At 37.1% G+C, this 20,613-nt stretch carries 22 protein-coding genes; 11 read left to right on the forward strand and 11 right to left on the reverse strand.

The window, feature by feature from the left end; genetic code table 11:
- Positions 1-176: 176 nt before the first annotated feature.
- Both J2R98_RS13760 and J2R98_RS13765 read right to left on the reverse strand, forming a co-directional pair.
- A complete protein-coding gene (locus J2R98_RS13760; RefSeq protein WP_307069969.1) occupies positions 177-2,270 on the reverse strand; it encodes a heavy metal translocating P-type ATPase in 2,094 nt (697 codons plus the stop codon).
- Positions 2,270-2,629: an ArsR/SmtB family transcription factor gene (locus J2R98_RS13765; RefSeq protein WP_307069971.1), complete on the reverse strand. Its 360-nt coding sequence runs from the start codon at positions 2,627-2,629 to the stop codon at positions 2,270-2,272. Before J2R98_RS13765 ends, J2R98_RS13760 begins: the two co-directional genes overlap by 1 nt.
- A 140-nt stretch (positions 2,630-2,769) precedes the next feature.
- Between J2R98_RS13765 and J2R98_RS13770 the strand changes: the two genes are divergently transcribed.
- On the forward strand, positions 2,770-3,276 hold the full coding sequence (locus tag J2R98_RS13770; protein ID WP_307069973.1) for a GNAT family N-acetyltransferase: 507 nt from the start codon (positions 2,770-2,772) through the stop codon (positions 3,274-3,276).
- Between the two features lie 19 nt (positions 3,277-3,295).
- On the opposite strand, the gene J2R98_RS13775 is transcribed toward J2R98_RS13770, so the two are convergent.
- From J2R98_RS13775 to J2R98_RS13790, 4 genes are all read right to left on the reverse strand, one after another.
- Positions 3,296-5,092 (reverse strand): M3 family oligoendopeptidase, encoded by a 1,797-nt coding sequence (locus J2R98_RS13775; RefSeq protein ID WP_307069975.1) that lies wholly within the window; start codon positions 5,090-5,092, stop codon positions 3,296-3,298.
- 139 nt (positions 5,093-5,231) lie between these two features.
- Positions 5,232-6,080, reverse strand: a complete 849-nt coding sequence (locus J2R98_RS13780) for a polysaccharide deacetylase family protein (RefSeq protein WP_307069977.1) — start codon at positions 6,078-6,080, stop codon at positions 5,232-5,234.
- Between the two features lie 9 nt (positions 6,081-6,089).
- Entirely contained in the window at positions 6,090-6,764 is a 675-nt protein-coding gene (locus J2R98_RS13785) for a VOC family protein (protein WP_307069979.1), read from the reverse strand.
- A 25-nt stretch (positions 6,765-6,789) separates the two neighbouring features.
- Positions 6,790-7,788, reverse strand: coding sequence for an LLM class flavin-dependent oxidoreductase (locus J2R98_RS13790; protein WP_307069981.1), 999 nt, complete (start codon positions 7,786-7,788; stop codon positions 6,790-6,792).
- A 97-nt stretch (positions 7,789-7,885) separates the two neighbouring features.
- On the opposite strand from J2R98_RS13790, the gene J2R98_RS13795 reads away from it, so the two are divergent.
- Positions 7,886-8,227 (forward strand): LIM domain-containing protein, encoded by a 342-nt coding sequence (locus J2R98_RS13795; RefSeq protein WP_307069984.1) that lies wholly within the window; start codon positions 7,886-7,888, stop codon positions 8,225-8,227.
- A gap of 332 nt (positions 8,228-8,559) precedes the next feature.
- On the opposite strand, the gene J2R98_RS13800 is transcribed toward J2R98_RS13795, so the two are convergent.
- Complete coding sequence (locus tag J2R98_RS13800; RefSeq protein WP_307069986.1) at positions 8,560-9,855, reverse strand: globin-coupled sensor protein; 1,296 nt, start codon at positions 9,853-9,855, stop codon at positions 8,560-8,562.
- 97 nt (positions 9,856-9,952) lie between these two features.
- Positions 9,953-10,564 (reverse strand): class I SAM-dependent methyltransferase, encoded by a 612-nt coding sequence (locus J2R98_RS13805; RefSeq protein ID WP_307069988.1) that lies wholly within the window; start codon positions 10,562-10,564, stop codon positions 9,953-9,955.
- 142 nt (positions 10,565-10,706) lie between these two features.
- On the opposite strand from J2R98_RS13805, the gene J2R98_RS13810 reads away from it, so the two are divergent.
- From J2R98_RS13810 to J2R98_RS13820, 3 genes are all read left to right on the forward strand, one after another.
- Positions 10,707-11,180: a MarR family winged helix-turn-helix transcriptional regulator gene (locus J2R98_RS13810; protein ID WP_370872015.1), complete on the forward strand. Its 474-nt coding sequence runs from the start codon at positions 10,707-10,709 to the stop codon at positions 11,178-11,180.
- 88 nt (positions 11,181-11,268) lie between these two features.
- The gene (locus J2R98_RS13815; RefSeq protein WP_307069992.1) at positions 11,269-11,751 is read left to right on the forward strand and encodes a YppG family protein; all 483 of its coding nucleotides are present in this window, start codon (positions 11,269-11,271) and stop codon (positions 11,749-11,751) included.
- Between the two features lie 162 nt (positions 11,752-11,913).
- On the forward strand, positions 11,914-13,404 hold the full coding sequence (locus J2R98_RS13820) for an MFS transporter (RefSeq protein WP_307069993.1): 1,491 nt from the start codon (positions 11,914-11,916) through the stop codon (positions 13,402-13,404).
- Positions 13,405-13,433: 29 nt separating this feature from the next.
- Here the strand turns inward: J2R98_RS13820 and J2R98_RS13825 are convergent, their stop codons facing one another.
- Genes J2R98_RS13825 through J2R98_RS13835 form a run of 3 tightly spaced genes read right to left on the reverse strand, consistent with a single transcriptional unit; the run spans position 13,434 to position 15,850 of the window.
- Positions 13,434-14,294: a DegV family protein gene (locus J2R98_RS13825; RefSeq protein ID WP_307069995.1), complete on the reverse strand. Its 861-nt coding sequence runs from the start codon at positions 14,292-14,294 to the stop codon at positions 13,434-13,436.
- A 32-nt stretch (positions 14,295-14,326) separates the two neighbouring features.
- A complete protein-coding gene (locus J2R98_RS13830; RefSeq protein ID WP_307069997.1) occupies positions 14,327-15,229 on the reverse strand; it encodes a DMT family transporter in 903 nt (300 codons plus the stop codon).
- A gap of 24 nt (positions 15,230-15,253) precedes the next feature.
- Positions 15,254-15,850: a rhomboid family intramembrane serine protease gene (locus J2R98_RS13835; RefSeq protein WP_307069999.1), complete on the reverse strand. Its 597-nt coding sequence runs from the start codon at positions 15,848-15,850 to the stop codon at positions 15,254-15,256.
- Between the two features lie 86 nt (positions 15,851-15,936).
- Here J2R98_RS13835 and acpS point away from each other — a divergent pair, with 86 nt between their 5' ends.
- The 6 genes from acpS (at position 15,937) to rsbRA (ending at position 20,612) form a co-directional block, all read left to right on the forward strand.
- The gene (acpS, locus tag J2R98_RS13840) at positions 15,937-16,299 is read left to right on the forward strand and encodes a holo-ACP synthase (RefSeq protein ID WP_307070001.1); all 363 of its coding nucleotides are present in this window, start codon (positions 15,937-15,939) and stop codon (positions 16,297-16,299) included.
- A 151-nt stretch (positions 16,300-16,450) separates the two neighbouring features.
- Positions 16,451-17,470, forward strand: coding sequence for a LolA family protein (locus J2R98_RS13845; RefSeq protein WP_307070002.1), 1,020 nt, complete (start codon positions 16,451-16,453; stop codon positions 17,468-17,470).
- 170 nt (positions 17,471-17,640) lie between these two features.
- The gene (gene alr / locus J2R98_RS13850; protein WP_307070004.1) at positions 17,641-18,756 is read left to right on the forward strand and encodes an alanine racemase; all 1,116 of its coding nucleotides are present in this window, start codon (positions 17,641-17,643) and stop codon (positions 18,754-18,756) included.
- A gap of 118 nt (positions 18,757-18,874) precedes the next feature.
- A complete protein-coding gene (locus tag J2R98_RS13855) occupies positions 18,875-19,156 on the forward strand; it encodes an antitoxin (protein WP_307070006.1) in 282 nt (93 codons plus the stop codon).
- A gap of 5 nt (positions 19,157-19,161) precedes the next feature.
- On the forward strand, positions 19,162-19,512 hold the full coding sequence (locus J2R98_RS13860) for a type II toxin-antitoxin system PemK/MazF family toxin (protein WP_017186894.1): 351 nt from the start codon (positions 19,162-19,164) through the stop codon (positions 19,510-19,512).
- Positions 19,513-19,745: 233 nt separating this feature from the next.
- A complete protein-coding gene (gene rsbRA / locus J2R98_RS13865; RefSeq protein ID WP_307070010.1) occupies positions 19,746-20,612 on the forward strand; it encodes an RsbT co-antagonist protein RsbRA in 867 nt (288 codons plus the stop codon).
- Position 20,613: the final 1 nt, after the last annotated feature.

Raw genomic sequence — 20,613 nt, forward strand, 5'->3', positions numbered from 1 at the left:
TTTTCTGGCATAATTACCCCTACCTTTTCTAGACTTAATTTCATGGAAACATTTTGCCTTAGAGTGTGTCCAATTTTGATACTAACCTTAATAGAATCGTTCAAGAGGCTCATAGAACCGAGCAAGAAGCTCATAGCATCAAAAAAAGCTGGCACCCAGGCCAGCTTTAATTATATTTAATCCTTTAACTTGAGTAAACGTAGTGCATTAAGTGTTACAAGTAATGTCGCTCCCATATCGGCTAAAATGGCGATCCATAATGTTAACCAGCCAGGGATGACTAACAATAACGCAAGTGCTTTCGTCGTCAGTGCAAAGACGATATTTTGTTTAATAATGTTTAATGCTTTTCGACTTAACTTCATCGTGTAAGGGAGTTTTGACAAATCATCACCCATAAGTGCGATATCAGCCGTTTCTAATGCAGTATCTGTTCCTGCGCTGCCCATTGCAATTCCAACGTTTGCAGTAGCTAGTGCAGGTGCATCATTAACACCGTCACCAACCATCGCAATTTGTCCGTGTTGTTCTTGTAGTTCTTTAACTTTCACTTGCTTATCTTTCGGTAGTAATTGAGACAAGTACTGTTTAATGCCAACTTGATGACTGATTGACTTAGCTGTTACTTCATGATCACCAGTTAGTAACACAGTACGGTTGATGTTTAGTTTATTTAATTTAGCAACCATGTTTTCTGCCATTGGACGAATGGCATCTGCTATACTAACCAAGCCAAGAATACGATCATTTTCACTCATTAAAATAACCGTATGGCCAGATTGTCTAGCTTCATTGACAGCTGTTTGTTGTTCACTATTTAAGTCAAACATTGATGGGCTTCCGATTTTAAACCGTGAACGGTCGATTTCACCAGTTACACCTTTTCCAGTGATCGATTGAAAGTTAGTAACATTCGATAATTGTTCTGGTTGAGCATGTTGATTGGCATATTCAGTAATAGCTTTAGCTAGCGGATGTTGAGAAAGTGTTTCTAATGCGTAAGCTTTTTGGAAAAAATACTCAGCTGATATGTTCTCATCAAATAATTGATAAGATTGAACAACAGGTTTACCTTGTGTAATAGTACCCGTTTTATCAAATGCGATTGTCTTAATTTGACCGAGTGCTTCTAAGTAAGCCCCGCCTTTAATTAACACACCATTTCGTGCTGCACTTCCAATTGCAGTAACAATTGCTACAGGCGTTGAAATGACCAAAGCGCAAGGACAACCGACAACTAATACGGCTAACCCTTGGTACACCCAAGTTTCAAAACTTAGCCCGAAAAAGATCGGTGGAACGGTTGCGACACCAAGTGCGATTATCATAATTAAAGGTGTATAGTAGGCAGCAAAACGGTCGATAAATTGTTGAGCTGGTGCTTTTTCATTTTGAGCTTCTTCAACTAAATGAATAATTTTGGCTAAAGTAGAGTCTTCCGCTAACTTTTGGACATCAACTTCTAAATAGCCTTCTTCATTTAAAGTACCAGCAAACACTTCTTCGTTCTTGTCCTTAAAAACAGGAACTGATTCACCTGTAATAGCAGCTTGGTTAATTGTTGATTCCCCTTTGGAAATAATACCGTCGACGGGAATTTTCTCACCAGGTCTAATAATGACAGTATCACCAATTTGAAGATCAGAGATGTTTAACTCTAAAAACTCATTGTTGCGTCTTACTCTTGCTGTATCAGGTGCTAATTCCATTAACGACTGAATAGATGAACGGGCACGGTCGATTGAAAAACGTTCTAACGCTTCACTGATAGCGAAAAGAATCACAACCACTGCACCTTCAACCCACTCACCGATAATTGCTGCGCCGATTACGGCAATTGTCATTAAAGTTTTCATATCAAAACGTAACCTTAATAAATGTCGCACACCTGTACTTAACAGTTGATAACCACCAACGGCGATTGAAGCGAGGAATGCTGTTGTCGTAACAGGATGTTCTTCACCTAACTGAACTAATAAGTAAATTCCGATCAGTAAGAAAATTGAAGAAGCGACAATATGCCAATTCGACTTTAATGTATTTAGCCGATGTGGTGTATGTTTCTCGTACTGTTTAGACACAGACAAGCTTTCAAATGCACCGGCTTGTTCTAATTGTTGGATAGAAGCATCACCTTGGACGGTAATTTTCGAAGCGCCAAAATTAACGTGAGCATCTTCAACTGATTCAATGTCTTTAACGTTATTTTCAAATGTTTTAGCACACGAAGTACAAGACATACCTCTAACGTAATAGGTTTCTTGTGCCATTACGATTCCTCCAGTTCGTGCTGGTGCTCTACGGCAATGTTAATAAGATCGTGAACATGGTGATCATCAAGTGAGTAATAAATATTTTTACCTTGCTTTCTAGTCTTAGCTAAACCGTGTTTTTTTAAAGTTCTTAAATGATGTGATGCGGAAGCAACAGACGTTTCTGTAATCGCTGCAAGGTCACAGACACAAAGTTCTTCTTCAATTGTTAAAGCTTGAGCGATTTTAACTCTAGTCGGATCACTTAACACTTTGAACAATTGCGCTACAGCTTGAATGGATGTTTGATTAACCGATTGATAAATATTTTTAAGTTGATCTTCACTTATTTCAGATGTACAGTTAGGTAGTTTCAATTGATTTCCCCTACTTTCATTCAAATGTTCGTTTGATTGTATTATATTCAAATATACGTTTGAATGTCAAAAGCAATGCAACTAAATTAAGCTATAATTTAATATGTGATAAACTATGAAAAAAAGATAAGGTGATTTTAATGATTAGAGAGGCTACTCATCACGATTTAGATCAAATCGAACAACTAGTAATCGAAGCTAAACGCGTTATGAAAGAAGCTGGAATGACGCAGTGGGGCGATACATATCCGTTAAGAAACCATTATGAGACAGACATTGAAAAAGACGAACTATATGTTTATGAAGACCAGGGGGAAGTATTAGCTGTTGCTTGTATTAGTGACCAAGGACATGAAGAGTACGAAGAGATTAATTGGTCCGAACAAGCTCCATTTTTATGCATAAAAAGACTAGCCGTCAAACCTGCTGCTAGACATAAGGGAATTGCTTTAGCTTTTTATCGTTTTGCAGAAAACTTAGCGGCTAATCGAGGGTTCTGTTACATTCGGACTGATACGAATGGCGAAAACAAAGCAGCGATTAATTTGTTTTACAAAGGCGATTATCAACTTGTTGACCGTCAACGTCACGGTAATTTTACAGAGCCATTTTATTACTTTGAAAAGAAAATCCCAGTTAAGGACTAACCCTTAACTGGGATTTATTTTACTTACTCGTTAACTCTAAATATTCCGTTACATCCTTCTTACAAAGTTCAATACCTTTCTCCCAGAACGCTTCTTTTGTAATATCTTCTCCTAAATGTTTCATCGCTAAGTCTTCAACCGACATTCTCGCCGTATCTTGTAATAGTGCAATATATTGGTCTTCATAGTTAGTACCTTCTTCTAACGCTTTAGCATAAATGCTAAGCGAGAATAAATAACCGAACGTGTACGGGAAGTTATAAAAAGGTACCCCTGTAATATGGAAGTGTAGTTTATTAGACCAGTAACTCGAGCTTGTTGAGTTTACAGCATCGCAGTAAGCTTCACGCTGAGCTTCATCTGTTAACTCATTTAAACGGCTTGCTGGTACGAATCCGTTTTTACGCTCTTCATAAAAGCGGGTCTCGAATAAGAAACGAGAATGGATGTTCATAAAGAACGCAACACTACGCTGCAATTTATCTTCTAATAATGCGATTTGGTCTTCTTTCGTTTCTGTTGCTTTAACGGCTGCGTCTGCAACAATCATTTCAGCAAACGTTGAAGCGGTCTCAGCTACGTTCATTGCATATCGACGGTTAAGCGGGTGAACAGGCTTTAACGCATACGAATGGTAAGCGTGACCCAACTCGTGAGCTAACGTTGCTACGTTAGACATAGAACCGCTGTATGTCATGAAAATACGAGACTGTTCACTTAATGGGAATCCAGTACAGAACCCACCAGGACGTTTGCCTGAACGATCTTCAGCTTCAATCCAACCATCTTCAAAAGCTGTCTTCGAGAAGTCAGCCATCTTAGGGCTAAACTCTTCAAAATGCTTTAATATAAATTGCGCACCTTCGTCATAAGAAAGCTTTTGACTATTTTCTTGAGTTGGTGCACCAAGGTCATACCATTCAAGCTTATCTTTACCTAATAACTCAGCTTTGCGGTATAAAAAGTCAACAAAAGGCTGTTTATGCTTCGTGATCGCACCCCACATCGCATCCAGCGTGTCTTGTTGCATACGGTTAATATCAAGTGGTTCTTTCAACACATTGTCCCAACCGCGCTTTTTATAAACGTTTAAGCGGAAGCCAGCTAAATGGTTTAGTGTATTAGCAAATAACGATTCTTTTTCTTTCCAAGCAGCTTCTAACTTATCATAAACTTGTTTACGTACTTCAGGGTTTTCATGTGATAGTAAGTTATTCGCTTGACCTACGGATAACTCTTTTTCTTCACCGTCAACTGTGACATTGACTGTCATGCCACCTACAATCGTGTTGTACATTTGTCCCCAAGCGTGATAACCATCAACTGATAGGGAGGAAATCAGTGCCTCTTCATCTTCAGAAAGTTGTTCTTGTGCTGCATCACGCCACTCGTTTAAAACGAAAGTGAGCTCAGATAATTTGTCGTGCTCTAAGAAACCTTGCCAAACGTTTTCATCTGTTTGGGCTAATTTTTGTTTAAAGCTATTAAAAGCTGCCCCATATGTAGCTGATAACTCAGTTACTTCACTACGTAATGTGCTTGCCTTATGGTCTGACATATCTTGTGCTTCAAGGCATGAGATGAAAGCACCAGCTTGTCGGATATGATGGCTAATGTCAGTTCCTTCTTCAATTAAACTTGATACAGCCTCAGCTTGATCAACTGAAGTTGGTGTTTCGAATTGATTAAACTTTTCAGCTAAAGAAGCGAGGCGTTCTTTAGTTTCATCAAGGTGACGACGTAATTCCTCTGATTCACTTCCGCCTTTAAAAAAGACATCTAAGTCCCAAACGACAGGATAACTTGTCTTTGTCATATAAAAACCTCCCAGTTACATTCTAAATTTTCATAATAGTATAACGACAGTATAGCATAAAAAGTAGTTCGAATGAAGAATATTTCGAGTTAAGAAATAAAAAGCATTGCCGTTTGACGACAATGCTTCTAAAGAAATTTTATTTCAACTCGTATTCATCTAATAAAACAAACTCATACCCTTGTTCGATTAGTTGTGGAATAGCGTTCATAACACCATCTCTCGTTCCGCTGCTCGGTTGATTCATGTGTAAAAGAGCAATTGAGCCAGGTTCTGATTGAAGTAATGACTGTTCGACTTGTTCACTAGAATATGTCCCACCAGCATCACCTAAAACGTTGTAATTCACAGCTTCAAGCCCCATATCTTGGATCATTTGGACAGCTACTTCATCATAATAAGCTGTCCCAGACCTGAAATAGCTAGGTGTTTCACCAGTAAGTTCATAAATATATTGCTGGTTCGTTTGAACTTCTTCATATACTTCTTCCGGACTGTTTGTTCCATCGATTCCCCAAGCTGTACGACCACTTACTGAGAGTGGTAAATGGTCAGTGCCGTGGTTTTCGATTTGAAAAAGAGGGTTTTCAGCTAGTTGTATAAAGGTTTCCTCATTATGTTCAATCCAGTCTTTGTTGACGAACAAGGTGGCTGGAATGTCGTGTTCAATTAAAAACTCTATTAACTCTTCATCATACTCTCGTCCATACGGCCCACCACAAGCATCAAATGTTAAAGCAATGGCTTGTTCTTCTGTATCGAGTTGTGTTTTGACACCTGTGACAAACTCACCCCACTCATAACTCTCACTTGAATACTGTTCAGGATCAATATTTGGTGGTGAAGAAATGTTGCTTGTTGTTCGTTCAGCCATAAAGTGGTCACTAACTTCATGGTCGTTAGCGCTATATAATTCGCTCTCATTTAAGCCTGAGCAAGCGGCTATTGTTATTAGAACGATTAAAATTAATAAACGAATTAATTTCATAAGATCCCTCTATTTTAGTTGGAATGTAATGTGATCAAATGTAGCTTTTAAGCCTTTTCCTTGCTGGACTTTTAATAAGCCGTTCTCTAATTGAAACGTATGATTGTTCAACTCTTTTAATTTTAAATCATTAGTAAAAAATCTTTTGTAAGTTTCAATATCAATAGTGTGAACTTCAATTGTTGTAAATGGTGTTTTGTTAATTAATGAAGTGTCATTTGGAATATTACCTTCACCGTTCCATTCGATTAAAAATGGCAAAGTTTGATTAGTTTCTTCAAGGTTAGGAAATAGCATTCGCCATTCTAACAATGAGCCGTCCGTTTTCCTACGACTCCCTGGAAAAGGGCCTTCATAGTTAACACCTTTTTTATTAAAGTCATCAATGTAACAATCAAGATCACTAACCCGTAAAGCAAATTGAATGGGTCCTTCAATCTGATCGCGCCAAGCTTTAGCTGTTTGACGGATAAGCGGGTTATCAGATTGATTGGCTACGGCTTCATCATCAACACCGATCCATTCAATGTAACTGTTATTTTCCATGAAAGCTAAGTAATTATACGTTCCCCATAGTTCATGTTTCCCACCAGGAACACCGACAGAGTTATGAAAGTTTGAAAACATCTCTTGGTGTTGTTTCGGATCAAAGGAATGGATGACAAGGTGGTCAAAAGCAATCATAAAAACACTCCTTAACAATAGATTATTATTTTAATTGAAAAACTTGAGCTAGCTTCTCATAAGCTTCGAGACGTTTCTCAAATGGCGAGACAATGGTATTAACGATCACTTCGTTTACTTGAAACTGCCTAGACATATACTCAAGTTGTTGTTTAACACTTTCAACACTACCAACAATCATTCTATTTCTATTTTCTATTATACGTTGTTGTTCGAAGTGACTAAAGGCTTGTTTGCTAGCTTCTTCTGGTTCAGGGAAGTACTCACGAATTTGTCCTTGATCAGCCATTAGTAAAGCAACATCTAAACTAGATGCTAAGTATTCAGCTTCTTCTTCAGTATCTCCAACCACAACAAAAACCGCAATACTTGCCTCAGGATCTTGTTTCAAGGGAGAAGGGATGAAACTGTTATAATAGCGTTCAATAGCTGCTGGTCCACCATCCCCATTAATGAATTGGGCAAAAGTGTAACCAGTACCTAATTCACCAGCAACATGAGCGCTAGCACCACTTGAACCTAGCATCCAAACCGGTGGGGTTGTGTCGCTCATAGGCGTTGCTTGGACTTGATACCCCTCAGGATCATTGCCTAATATGTAATCTATAAGTAATGATGCTTGTTGAGGGTAATTTTTAACATCTGGGTATTTCCCTCTGTTTAAAGCGTAATTAACACCAGGCATCCCACCAGGTGCGCGACCTATACCAAGGTCAATGCGATTAGGATACAATGCTTCTAATACTCGAAACTGTTCAGCTACTTTGAAGGGACTGTAATGGGGGAGTAGCACACCACCAGTACCAACTTTGATTTGTTCAGTTTGAGCTGCTATGGCTGGGATTAACATTTCAGGGGCTGAACCTGCTAAACTTTTTGTGCTGTGGTGTTCACTCATCCAAAAACGCTTATATCCTAATTGATCAACGTGTTTAGCTAATTGAATCGTTTGTTGTAGTGCTTGCTGTGGTGTTTCGTTTTTTAACAATGGAGATTGGTCTAGCACACTTAATTGTATAGTCATATTCGACACCCTTTTGTAAATAAGTTATGATTATAATTGTTTTAGATTTACGTTTAAAATTCAATTGATATGCCTATAAGAGTGAGGGAAGATGAACATGGGGAAAAAAGCCGTAGTTTGTAATCGTTGTAACAAAGAAATTACTGACCGTCATGATTTAATGACAGGTAACGTCAAAATGACTGTCAGACCGTTTCATGAGAAATGTTTTAAAAAACGTGTAGAAGAAAAGAAAGAAAGAGCTTCAATGTTCTTCGATGCTATGCCGTTTAACGGCCGTTATGCCAACGTTATGACAGTGATTTTCTTGTTACTATTTTTAGCGTTTTTAACATTCATTGAGGTACCAGGTCTTGCCTTAGTTCTTGTGCTTATTTATCCAATCTATCGCTTTATTAGTTGGGTTGCGATTGAACTAAGATTGCCAAGTAAGAGTTGAATTTATAAAATATATTTTAAACAAAGAGGTTGAGCCAAAAGGGTTGGAGTGTGATTAAAACACGAACAATTGACATTTCAGCTTAGTTGAGCAGTCACCTAGCGGAATCAAAATGCGTAGACTCCTGAGGGAACAGCACGTGTCTCGAGACCCCACAGGCCCCGATCTTGGGCCGAGGAAGCTTGAGCAGATGTTGGCCTTGTGCCCTGTGGGTAAAAGCGAAGCATTTTGATGGAGCGAAAAATAGAAAACAAAACCCGAACGAATTCAGATTATGACTTCGTTCGGGTTTTGTGTATTAGTGTGCAATTCAATTAAAACTCCTTAGTCTATTACTCGTGTTCTTTAGCTAAATTCGATAGACTTTCAGCTGCTTCATTAACTTCAGCATAAGATTCACTTAACTGTTCGACTATGTCATTTACATTCTCAAGTTTTGCTTCCATTTCATCATTTAACGCTTTACTTTCATGTGTGTTAGTTAAGATGTCATCAAAAAATGTATTCGTGCGTTTCATACTTTCAGTGCCATCTTTAATTAACGTCGTCGTTGCGGATACATCTTTTGAGACTTGATCGATTTGCTCGTTAGTCGTGTTAATTAGTTCTGTAATGTTTTCAATCGAGCCTTTCGTTTGATCGGCTAACTTCTTAACTTCTTGTGCTACAACGGCAAAACCTTGACCTAATTCACCAGCACGCGCTGCTTCAATTGATGCATTTAGTGATAATAGATTCGTTTGTTCTGACACATCCGTAATGAAATTTAAAATCTCATTAATTTTACTAGATGCTTCTTCTAGTTTATTCATCTCGTTATAGATTGAATTCATCTCTTGCTCAATTTCGTCCATCTTATGTAGCTGCTTATCTAAATCAGCTTTACCTGTGTTTGATTGATTCTCAACCGTAGAAGCTGTGTCGACAGTTGTTTTAGAGAAAGATCTAATTTCATTTGAATGTTCAAGTAGTTGTTTCATAGCAAGATCTGTTTGATTAGAAATCTTCACTAATTCATCTGACATACGGTTAATTTCATTTAATAAGTTATTTTGTTTTTCGTATTGCTCTTCACGTTTACGCTTATTTTCTTGTTCGAATGTTTCGAGAACGAGTTGCTGTTCGATGTTTAATATTTTTGATGTTGCTGATAACGCTTTGAAAATATCATCTTTGTGACTAAAGTGGTCAAAAAAGATTTGTTGAAACGAGTTTAATAGATCTTGGAAGGCACATAAGTACCACTTAGGCATTAACCCAATTTTTACGTGGGCATATGCGATATACTTACGTTGTTCAACAAATTGACTGTCAATCACGCCATTAAACATTTCTTGAATGTGACGAGTAAGTGTTTGTTTTAACCGTTCAACTGAGCTGTTATGTTGAATAATTTTCATTAAAGAAGGTTCGTGCTCAATGTTGGCATAAAATTGAACAACAATTTCTTCAATGTGTTCAGTTACAATCGGTTTTAATGCTTTTAACGTCGCAAGGTCTTCTTGTGTTAAATTTACCATTCTTAATTGCTTTTCAAGGTCTGGTTGATTGGTCGTATCAATGATGACATCATCCAAAAATGAGTCGACTGCTAAATTAGGTTCTGCTTGTTTTTGAAGTTTAAACATTTTAACAACTCCTAGGGACTAGTTCGTTTGTCCTTAGTATAGCAATAATATCTTAGAAAGTAAATTGAATTTTCGACTGATAAATATGTTTTTCGACCTATTTTGTACAAACAGCTATGCCGAGTGGGTAACGAACGTTTTCTCGTTTCGGCTCAATTAAAACACCATCTTGGTAAAAGAACTGCGAGTTAGAGTAGTTTGTGAATAAGGCTTTAAATTCTTGTTCAGTTAATTGATGAACATGAAATGGTGAGCCACACGGTTTACCTCGTCCTTGACCAAATGGTGTTGAAACGATTAGCTTACCACCGGGTTTTAACAGACGATAATAGTTATCTAATAAAGCTTGCTCTTCAGCTATATGTTCAATTGTTTCAAAACTAACAATAGCATCAAAGGTTCCGACCCTATCAATTAGTGTTTCATCAATGGCATTAGCTTCAATAAACTGTGTCTTCGGGTGATAATATTCACCTTTTGCATATTTAATAATGTCTGGGTCTAAATCAATTCCGATCACTTCTTCGACCTCGCGCTTGCGACGCTTCGCAATCATGTGACTGCCGTAACCTGACCCACATGATAAATCTAACACTCTTCCACGTAAGTAAGGTAATGCAAATTGGTAACGTGCAATATGTTCTAACAATAATGGATTCATTGGGTCCATCATTTTCGGTATGACGCGTTCACCTGTATCTTCAATCATTATTTTCCCTCCTAGAAAACTATTATGCCAAATGATTATAAAAGTTAAAACCTTTTTGACGGTCGTTTGCTAACAACCTATAATAATTGTATCTTGAAGATAGGCTGAAATCGTTCGTTACCATACAAGAGCATGAAAGAGGATGATTGTCGTGAATGAAGCAGAATACCAAAAAAGAAAACAAGACCCATCATTAAAATTGTTTGTCGTATTATCGAAAGCGGCTAGAACTTTAAATGACTTAGCACAAATGGATATGACAAGGTACGGTTTAAATCCGACAGAGTTCGCTTTGTTGGAACTGTTGTACCATCGCGGTAAGCAACCATTACAAAAGATTGGTGAACGAATATTACTTACGAGTGGCAGTATTACTTATGTCGTCAACAATTTAGAAAGAAAAGGGTTGTTAAGCCGGATTCCATCTCCTCAAGACCGACGTGTAACTTATGCAGAAATAACAGATCAAGGCCGAGAGCTGTTAAATGAAATTTTCCCAAAGCATTGGAAAGAAATTGAGCGTTTTATGGATGGGTTGACAGAGGAAGAAAAGTCACAAGCGATTGATCTTGTGAAAAAGCTCGGTCGTTCAGCTGAACAATACAAACACAATTAAAATGAATTAATCGTGATAAACACACACCTCTCTTATGTTTCATAAAATAATACACATTGATATGGAAGATGAGGGAGGTAAGTTTACAGTGTATCGATACGAGTATAGTGTCTATCCATATGCAACAGGGCCATATGATCCTTATTATCAATATGCTGCTTATGATTATGGTTCAGAAGCTGAAATACCCAATGTGAGTAATCAACAGTTTTATCCAGATTATCAAGAATATCAGAGTTATCCAGAGGACCCATACAATCAATGGTTCGACAATTATATGCCTGACCAACAAGAAGTTCCGCCGTATAACCCGTTTATGAACCCAAATAATCAACAAGAGGTCCCACCGTATAATCCATTCATGAATCCCAATGACTATCAAGGTTTTCAAATTCCTGGTCAGCATGCGATGACACCATCACAAAAGCAAATGTTATTACAATACTTTCAAGATGAAAACGGTGAAGTTGATTTAGATAAAGTATTTAAAACATTAGGGCAAGTTGTTCAAATAACTCAGCAAGTATCACCATTGATTAAAACGTTAAACACAATGGTTCGTGGGTCATAATTAGAAGAAGAAGCCAAAAGTACATTGGTTGACTAACCCTCCCGAGATACAAGGGAGGGTTTTAATTGCATATACATAATTTTATAAAATACTCTAAAAATTTTGTTATGTAATATGTTAAAATAGTTAGGGTTTCGAATTTTTCGTGAAAGTAGGAATTATATGTTGCAACAGCAAAAGGTCATCAAGACACCATTTTACTACGGTTGGTTGATCGTACTTGTCTCAGCTTTAAGTGTATTTTTCTCTGGACCTGGACAAACATTTGCTATTTCGATTTTTATCGAGTATTACATAGATGATTTTGATTATTCGAGAACGTTTGTTTCCGGCTTATATTCAGCTGCCACGTTATGTGCAGGTTTTTTGTTATTTACAATTGGTAAATTAACTGACCTTTATGGTCAACGCATCATGATGGTTGTAATCGGTCTTTCTTTAGCGTTTGCGACGTTATGGAATGCGCTTATAGTTGGACCTGTAATGATGTTTTTAGGATTTTTTATGTTACGTTTATTTGGTCAAGGTTCAATGACGTTATTACCGAATACGTTAGTGCCACAATGGTTTATGAGAAAGCGTGGGCGTGCATTAAGTGTTATGGCGATTGGTGGGTTTGCAGGTGCTGCATTAATACCCCCGTTAAATACTTACTTAATTCAAATGTATGACTGGCGCACAGTGTGGTTCATATGGAGTGGCGCTTTAGCATTCGTTTTTGTACCATTAGCGATTTTTATTGTTCGAAATAAACCTGAAGATATTGGTGAAGTCATTGATGGACAGAAGAAGCCGGTTCGTTCAAAAGGTCCATCGAGGATTCCTTTGTTTGTAACAGTCAGTTTTTCAGCATTAGTGTTAGTGACTATGATTCCAACGATTGATCAATATTTACAAGGGTTATTCATATGGCTCCCTTCTATGTTTTGGCGGATTTTAATCTTTACTGCATCTTTTATTGGTGTCATGGTACTAATTAGAAATCGCTACATTCATCAACCTGCTCGCTCAGAAGAACGAATGAAGGAAGAACAAGAGGAAGAAATTGATCATGAGGTTAGTTGGACGTTAAAAGAAGCGGCCAAAACACGCGCGTTTTGGATGATTTTATTCTGTGTAAGTGTACCAGCGTTAACGAATACGGGAATCACATTCCATCTCGTTTCAATCTCAGAAGGAAAAGGGTTAACACCAGAAGTTGCTGCGATTGTTCTATCGCTAATGGCCATCATTGGTTTTCCTGTTACGTTTATATCTGGATATTTAGTGGATAAGATTAAAGTTCATTACGTGTTGTCGATTACGTTTGTCATTCATATTGTTGCGATTATTTGGTTGTGGCAAACACAAAGTGCGACTGCATTTATTATATACGGTGTCATCTGGGGGATTGCGCACGGATTTGAGCGTATTACGCTTAATATCGTTTGGCCAAATTATTTTGGAAGACAACATTTAGGTAGTATTAAAAGTATCGCACAGTCTGTCATGGTAGTTGGCTCAGCATTAGGCCCATTACCGTTTGGGTTCTTTTATGACAGGTTAGGTGGGTATTCAGAAATTTTATTACTGTCATTACTACTACCATTATTAGCTGCCATATTTGCATTTATTTCACCTGCACCAAATTATGATGAACAGAAAAAAAGGTAAGGAGCTTGTTTAGCTCCTTACCGTTTTATTTATTGATCATCTTCTAAAAATGAAATAACTATTCCGCCTTCACCAGCATAATTAGCAACTAATGGTCCCATTTCGACCGTGTAATCTTCCTCTTGGTTATATTGTTCTTTGATTTGACTCATTAATTTTTGAGCTCTACTTTCACAATTACCTTGTGACATGACAATTGTTTTACCTTCAAGTGTTTTTGAATATTCACCAATTTGTTCAATTAAGCGGCGTAATGCTTTCTTTTCTCCGCGTATCTTTTCAGTGACCTCAATTTCCCCTTCATCTGACGCTTTCATTAACAATTTAATGTTTAAAGTTTTAGCAATCGTACCGCGGAATTTATCAAGGCGGCCACCTTTAATTAAGTTTTCAACAGTTTTTAAAGAGAACAGTGTAACTGTCTTCTCGACGTTTTCCTTCGTTTGATTAACTATTTCATGAAAATCAACATTTTTAAGTTTCATTTTAATAGCTTCATTGAGTAATAGAGTAACACCACATGAAGCTGTTTTCGTATTAACTATTTCTATTTCACGATCTGGTTCTTCATCTAAAATCATGTCTCTTCCAATGACAGCATTTTGATAAGTTGCACTTAAGTTTTTAGTTAAAGAAAGCAGTAAAATAGGTGTGTTAGTATCCACCTCTTTAAATGCTTCATAGAAATCATTGGGACTTGGAGCGGAAGTTTTAGGAATGTCTTCCATCGCATTAAACTTCTCGTAATACTGATCTGTTGTTAGTTCGACTCCTGCTTTGTACACCCCATCGTTAAAATGAATGTTCAACGGGATTTCTTTAATGTTAAATTTCTCTGCAAAGCCTTGTGGTAAATCTGCTCCGCCATCGACCATAAATTGAATACCCATACCATCACCTCTATAAAAAATTTTTATATAAACTATGTTTCGTTAATAACTTTTATTTTCCTCTTTTTTGATGTACTAATGATAAATAACATTAGACCGACAATGACAATCGAACCACCTAAGAATTGGGACCAAGTTACAATTTCTCCAAGAATAAAATAAGCCATAATGGAAGCGCCGATTGGTTCAAATAAAACGCCCATTGTAATTGTAGATGCACTTACCCACTTAATCGCCCAATTAAACAATGTGTGGCCGAAGAAGGTTGGGATGATCGCTAACGCTAAAAAGTACATCCAAGTTTCTCCGCTGTAACCAGTAAAAGATGTTCCTAAGACGATATTATATAAGATTAACGTGATGGAACTAACGCCATATACAACAAAAGTATATGTCATTAGTGAAACACGTTTTCGTACATTTTGTCCAAACAAGAAATAACCAGTAATGGCTATTGCACCCATTAATGCTAAGAAGTTTCCGACTAGAGCCATGCCGCTAATTTGAAAGTCGCCCCAACTGATAATGACACTTCCAGTAAAGGCGATAATCATACTTAAAACAGCCCCGCTTGTAAATCTTTCTTTAAAAAATAAGTATGTACCTATAAAAGCAAATATAGGTTGGGTTGTGACTAACACAACAGAACTTGCAACTGATGTATGGTTAAGTGATTCGAACCATAAGATGAAATGTAAAGCTAAAAATACACCAGCCGCAGCGGAAAACCACCAATCACGCCGCGATATATGTTTAAATTCTCCTGTATGCTTCCAAAGTATTAAAGGAAGCATGATCAATACAGCTAACAATAAACGATAGTTAGCGACAATCGATGAAGGAGCATCAGCTAAACGAACGAATATCGCTGAGGTCGATACGGCTATAACGCCAATGGCAATAGCTATATATGGTGCAAGTTGTTTGTTGTTCATACTGTCACTCCTATCCTCCTACTCTTAAATTCGAGTTTTGCCTTTATATCTCGCAAATAGAATAGGTCCTAGTGCAAGGCCACCGATTAAGCCGAAAATGTGGCCAAAAATATTAATGCCTGGTCTGAATGTAAGGAATAATCCTACAATAACAATGACGACTATGATTTGCCTACTGTTTGAATCTATTAGCTCAGGTTTCATGAACAGTAAGTATAAGTATATGCCGAATAAACCGAAAATGGCACCAGAAGCACCGATGTTTGCTGTTTCAAGAGATGCTAAAAATAGCGTTGCAAAGTTCGCAATTATTCCTGCGCCTAAATATGCTAAAATAAATTTAAAACGTCCAAGCATCGCTTCTAGTGCAGGACCGAATAAAATTAAACTAAACGTATTAAATAATAAGTGCTCCGGTCCAACATGAACGAAGATCGACGTAATTAAACGCCAATACTGGTCAAAGTATATAATAGCAAAATTCCAACCACTTAATAGGTCACGAAGATCGGCTGAAATATTAACGAGTAAAAATATAATGATATGTATAACGGCGATCGTTGAAATAACAGGATAAAAACGTAAGTATTCTTTGAAGCTTTCTGTGCGTATAAAAAACATGATTTAACGCCTCACTTATAATGTACATATTTCCTTTAAGAATACTAATCTTTGCGAAAACTTGCAATAAGAAAGAAGGCCATAACATGATTACAGGAACTGGGATTGATATTACAGAGTTTGATCGAATAAAACAATTAGTAGAAAGGCAACCACGATTTCCTAAAAGAGTTTTAACTGAACGTGAGCTACATAAGTATCATAGTTATCAAAATGATCGAAGAAAGATGGAATTTTTAGCTGGTCGTTATGCAGCCAAAGAAGCTTATAGTAAAGCAGTCGGTTGTGGTATTGGAGAAGAGCTGTCTTTTCAATCTATTGAAATTTTATCAAATGAAAAAGGACAACCACACGTTAATTTAAATGGACAAAAGCAATCAGGGACGCACATATCAATTTCCCATAGTGACGCTTATGCAGTAGCTCAAGTAATTATTGAACAAGTTTAATAGCTAGTCTGCATATTCATACTCCTTGTCTCATATAGTGTATTGCGGGTAACAAAAAGGGTCCGATGTGCACATTGTCACCGCAACTGAATAGATCGCTTGTTCAAATAGTAAACAAGCAATGAAAAATTGAGACGAAGGAGTTGTCCAAATGAAAAGAAAATTATTTCTCTTCTTATCCATTATGTTAACCGCTGTTCTTTTAACCGCATGTGGAGAAGAGACTGTAGACGATGTTCTACAATCACTTGATGACCAAGTAGCTGACATGTCGAGTTTCAAAGCTTCTGCAGAGATGACAATGACGACTGGGGAAGAATCACAACAATATCAAATTGATGTTTGGCACAAAAAAGAAGATTATTTCAAAGTTGTTATGAATAACATGGCTGATGAACAAGGTAATCAAGTCATTTTGCGTAACGATGAAGGTGTATTTGTTTTAACTCCTTCGATCAATAAGAGTTACAAATTCCAAAATGACTGGCCAAAACAACATAGCCAACCATACTTATACACCTCGCTTGTCAGTGACATTATCAACGATAGTGAGCGAGAGTTCCAAATGACTGATAACTATTATGTCTTTAAAGTGAAGACAAACTATAAAGGTAATCAACAGTTACCTTTCCAGGAAGTGTACTTCCACAAAGGATCCTATGACCCGGCATTAGTTAGAGTTCAAGACCACAACGGTGAAACAATCGTTGAGGTCGATTTCACATCATTTGAATTTGATGTAGAGATAAGTGACGAAGAGTTTGATACTGAACAAAACTTAGCTGAAGGTGCAGTGAGTGTACCAACGATGACAGAGTTAGAAGATCGCGATATGGAAGTTTACTTCCCATCGTTTGTACCTGAAGGTGTAGAGGCTACTAGCGAGGAAGTAGTAGACTTTGAAGATGGTGAGCGAGTCATTCTCTCATATGAAGGTGAAAAGCCATTTACACTCGTACAGGAGAAATTCGATTCATACCCTACAAGCTTAATGGTTCCAGTCCATGCTGGCGGTGACATGGTCGACTTAGGTTTTGCTGTAGGTCATTTAACGAACAATTCATTAGAGTGGGAGTTAGATGGAATGCGTTTTGTCCTAGCGAGCGAATCATTAACAGTTAATGAAATGGTTCAAATCGCACAATCAGTAGAATCTCAAATGATGAAATAATGAAAAGCAATATTTAAATAATTGCAATCAGATGCCCAAGGTACTCTTTGGGCATTTTTCTTTTGCGTCAAATAAGTAGATCACAAGTCGAATGGATATTTGACATGCCTTGTGGTAGAAATAGATAATATAAAGAAAGCTTAATAAAAAGTGAGAAAAGAAGGTCAGACATGGTGCAACAATTTTATCGAGATACGTGGGCAGAAGTTGATTTAAATGCAATAAAATATAATGTCAAACAAATAAAGAAGGTATATCCTTTACCTAAGTCAGTTTATGCGGTTGTTAAAGCAAACGCATACGGTCACGGTGATGTTCAAGTTGCTAAAGCTGCATTAGAAGCGGGAGCTGATAAGTTAGCAGTGGCTTTACTCGATGAAGGGCTAAGGTTACGTGAAAGTTTCCCAAATGTTCCGATTCTAGTGTTGGGGAGAATTCGTCCAAGTGATGCTCAAATAGCAGCCGATCATGACTTAACTGTGACCGTTTTTCAAAAAGAATGGGTAATGGAAGCTTCTAAACACTTAACTTCTAAGTTAAATATTCATATTAAATTTGATACAGGAATGAACCGTTTAGGTATAAGAACGAAAGAAGAAGCGTATGATGTATTAAAAGAGCTAAAATCGACAACTATGGTAGTAACAGGGATTTATTCACATTTAGCAACCGCCGATGAAAATAACGAACCTCACCTTGCAAAGCAGTTTGAGCTTTTTAAAGAGTCTGTAAAACTTCTACAAGACAATGTCCCGAATAAGATAGAAGTGCATTTGGGTAACTCTGCTGGGGCTATGCGTTTTCCAGATTCCATGTATGATGCTGTAAGGTTTGGTATTGGTATGTACGGTTTATACCCGTCTCAACTCGTTAAGCTTGAAACTGGTATCCCATTAAAACCAGCATTTTCATTAATGAGTCAATTAACACATGTTAAGAAAATAAATAAAGGTGATACAATTAGCTATGGAGCAACGTATACCGCTGAAGAAGATGAATGGATTGGTACAGTCCCTTTAGGTTATGGGGATGGTTGGATTAGAAAGTTACAAGGATTCCACGTATTAATTGATGGTAAGAAATATCCTATTGTAGGTCGAATTTGTATGGATCAATTTATGGTGAAGTTAGACCAGCCTAAACCTATTGATACGAAAGTGGTTATTATAGGTGAGTATGGCGATGAAACCGTTTCGACAGATGATGTCGCAACTCATCTTGAAACGATTAATTATGAGATTCCTTGTATGATTAATGAACGAGTTCCAAGGGTTTATATTGATTAAAAAACGCTAGAAATAGCGACACAATAATATTTTGATAAAGATTTTCCTTTACGAAACTTAGCGAATGATGTTATGATGTTTTTAGATTTGTTGTTCGTAAAATGTTGGGGGTGTAAGGATGTCAGATTCTTCGAAAGAGGTAGTTGTTCAATTACCGATGTCTTTACTGAATGAGTGCGATGAATTGGTTAAGAATGAGGAAGATGTAGATAATCGCCAACAGCTCATTCTACATGCTATTAATAGCTATGTGAAAGAAGAAAAGAAACGTAAAATTAAAGAAAAGATGCGCCGTGGTTATGTAGAAATGAGGAATATCAACTTAGATATCGCATCTGAAGCTTTCCAAGCTGAAGAGGAGGCTGAAACCACTCTAGAGCGCTTAGTGAGTGGGGTGTAATTAACTTGTACGTTAAACGAGGCGACGTCTACTACGCAGACCTGACCCCCGTGGTAGGCTCTGAACAAGGCGGTGTTCGCCCAGTTCTTATTATTCAAAATAATATAGGAAACCGATTTAGCCCAACAGTGATCGTTGCTGCTATTACTGCTCAAATTCAAAAGGCAAAATTACCGACACATGTCGAAATTGATGCTGAAAAATACGAATTTGAGCGTGATTCTGTTATTCTTTTAGAACAGATTCGAACGATCGACAAACAACGATTAACTGATAAGATTACAACGCTAGACGAATACTTAATGGGTCAAGTAGACGATGCGTTACAAATTAGTCTTGGGTTATTAGATTTATAGTAGTGATCAAGAGGCCACCTTTTATGAGTATGTATAATACATATGATAAAAGGTGGTCTTTTCGTCTTAAATAAGGGGGATATGCTCCTCTCTACTTTATATTTTTGCCATTATACACTATAATAAAACCATCATTAATAAGATGCTGAAGTTTTCTGACAAATTAAGTAGAAATAAGTCAAATGAAGTGGTAAATTGTAGATAACATAATTATATGGAGGTACGTCATTCGTATGAACCTAAAAGAGCTTGTATTAGAAAATAGTGATGAGATTGTTAGCAGGTGGGTTGAAAAGCAAGGAAATCATTCGTTGCAAGATTATAGTTCAACAATATCAGATGATATGATTAAGCAAATGAATCATGAATTCGCAGATATCATCATTTCTAGTTTGAAAGAAGGTGGAGCAAACTTAGAGAACTTAGATGATTTTGCTGAAAAAGTAGTTAACCTAGGATGGCCGTTTGGTTACATTACTGAAGGCTTACAAATTTTCAGAACTGAAAGTATTAAATTTGTTTTAGATCAACAAGGAACAGAAAACAAAGAAGACTTTATATATGTAATGGATGGCATCAACGAGTGGATTGATCCATTAAAAACGAGACTCATGAATCAATACTCAGCTAATTGGAATAACATTATTTCCTTACAAAAATTGGCCTTAGAAGAATTGTCAGCACCATTAATTCCAGTTATGGATGAGATAACGGTTATGCCATTAGTTGGAACGATTGATACAGACCGTGCCAAGCTAATTATGGAAAACTTGCTTAGCGGAGTCGTTAAAAACCGTACGGACGTTGTTTTAATCGATATTACAGGTGTCCCTGTCGTTGATACGATGGTAGCGCACCATATTATACAAGCTGCAGAAGCAGTTAGATTACTAGGAGCAACATGTATCTTAGTAGGCATTCGCCCAGAAATCGCCCAAACGATCGTTAACTTAGGAATTGACTTAAGTCAGTTCCCAACTAAAAGTTCACTCAAGAAAGGTTTTGAGACTGCCTTAGAACTTACAGATAAACAAATTATTACGAGCGAAAATAAAAGAGAAGACGTCGAAGAAATTCTAGATTCGATTGGGAAGGAGTAAT

This window comes from Alkalibacillus filiformis (assembly GCF_030814115.1).
Classification (GTDB): Bacteria; Bacillota; Bacilli; order Bacillales; family Alkalibacillaceae; genus Alkalibacillus; species Alkalibacillus filiformis.

What these genes read in the sequence shown, in the direction of transcription:
- J2R98_RS13760 (WP_307069969.1), bottom strand. Translation starts at nt 2,270, where the DNA reads ATGGCACAAGAAACCTATTACGTTAGAGGTATGTCTTGTACTTCGTGT.
- J2R98_RS13770 (WP_307069973.1), top strand. Translation starts at nt 2,770, where the DNA reads ATGATTAGAGAGGCTACTCATCACGATTTAGATCAAATCGAACAACTA.
- J2R98_RS13775 (WP_307069975.1), bottom strand. Translation starts at nt 5,092, where the DNA reads ATGACAAAGACAAGTTATCCTGTCGTTTGGGACTTAGATGTCTTTTTT.
- J2R98_RS13780 (WP_307069977.1), bottom strand. Translation starts at nt 6,080, where the DNA reads ATGAAATTAATTCGTTTATTAATTTTAATCGTTCTAATAACAATAGCC.
- J2R98_RS13785 (WP_307069979.1), bottom strand. Translation starts at nt 6,764, where the DNA reads ATGATTGCTTTTGACCACCTTGTCATCCATTCCTTTGATCCGAAACAA.
- J2R98_RS13790 (WP_307069981.1), bottom strand. Translation starts at nt 7,788, where the DNA reads ATGACTATACAATTAAGTGTGCTAGACCAATCTCCATTGTTAAAAAAC.
- J2R98_RS13795 (WP_307069984.1), top strand. Translation starts at nt 7,886, where the DNA reads ATGGGGAAAAAAGCCGTAGTTTGTAATCGTTGTAACAAAGAAATTACT.
- J2R98_RS13800 (WP_307069986.1), bottom strand. Translation starts at nt 9,855, where the DNA reads ATGTTTAAACTTCAAAAACAAGCAGAACCTAATTTAGCAGTCGACTCA.
- J2R98_RS13805 (WP_307069988.1), bottom strand. Translation starts at nt 10,564, where the DNA reads ATGATTGAAGATACAGGTGAACGCGTCATACCGAAAATGATGGACCCA.
- J2R98_RS13810 (WP_370872015.1), top strand. Translation starts at nt 10,707, where the DNA reads ATGATTGTCGTGAATGAAGCAGAATACCAAAAAAGAAAACAAGACCCA.
- J2R98_RS13820 (WP_307069993.1), top strand. Translation starts at nt 11,914, where the DNA reads ATGTTGCAACAGCAAAAGGTCATCAAGACACCATTTTACTACGGTTGG.
- J2R98_RS13825 (WP_307069995.1), bottom strand. Translation starts at nt 14,294, where the DNA reads ATGGGTATTCAATTTATGGTCGATGGCGGAGCAGATTTACCACAAGGC.
- J2R98_RS13830 (WP_307069997.1), bottom strand. Translation starts at nt 15,229, where the DNA reads ATGAACAACAAACAACTTGCACCATATATAGCTATTGCCATTGGCGTT.
- J2R98_RS13835 (WP_307069999.1), bottom strand. Translation starts at nt 15,850, where the DNA reads ATGTTTTTTATACGCACAGAAAGCTTCAAAGAATACTTACGTTTTTAT.
- acpS (WP_307070001.1), top strand. Translation starts at nt 15,937, where the DNA reads ATGATTACAGGAACTGGGATTGATATTACAGAGTTTGATCGAATAAAA.
- J2R98_RS13845 (WP_307070002.1), top strand. Translation starts at nt 16,451, where the DNA reads ATGAAAAGAAAATTATTTCTCTTCTTATCCATTATGTTAACCGCTGTT.
- alr (WP_307070004.1), top strand. Translation starts at nt 17,641, where the DNA reads ATGGTGCAACAATTTTATCGAGATACGTGGGCAGAAGTTGATTTAAAT.
- J2R98_RS13855 (WP_307070006.1), top strand. Translation starts at nt 18,875, where the DNA reads ATGTCAGATTCTTCGAAAGAGGTAGTTGTTCAATTACCGATGTCTTTA.
- rsbRA (WP_307070010.1), top strand. Translation starts at nt 19,746, where the DNA reads ATGAACCTAAAAGAGCTTGTATTAGAAAATAGTGATGAGATTGTTAGC.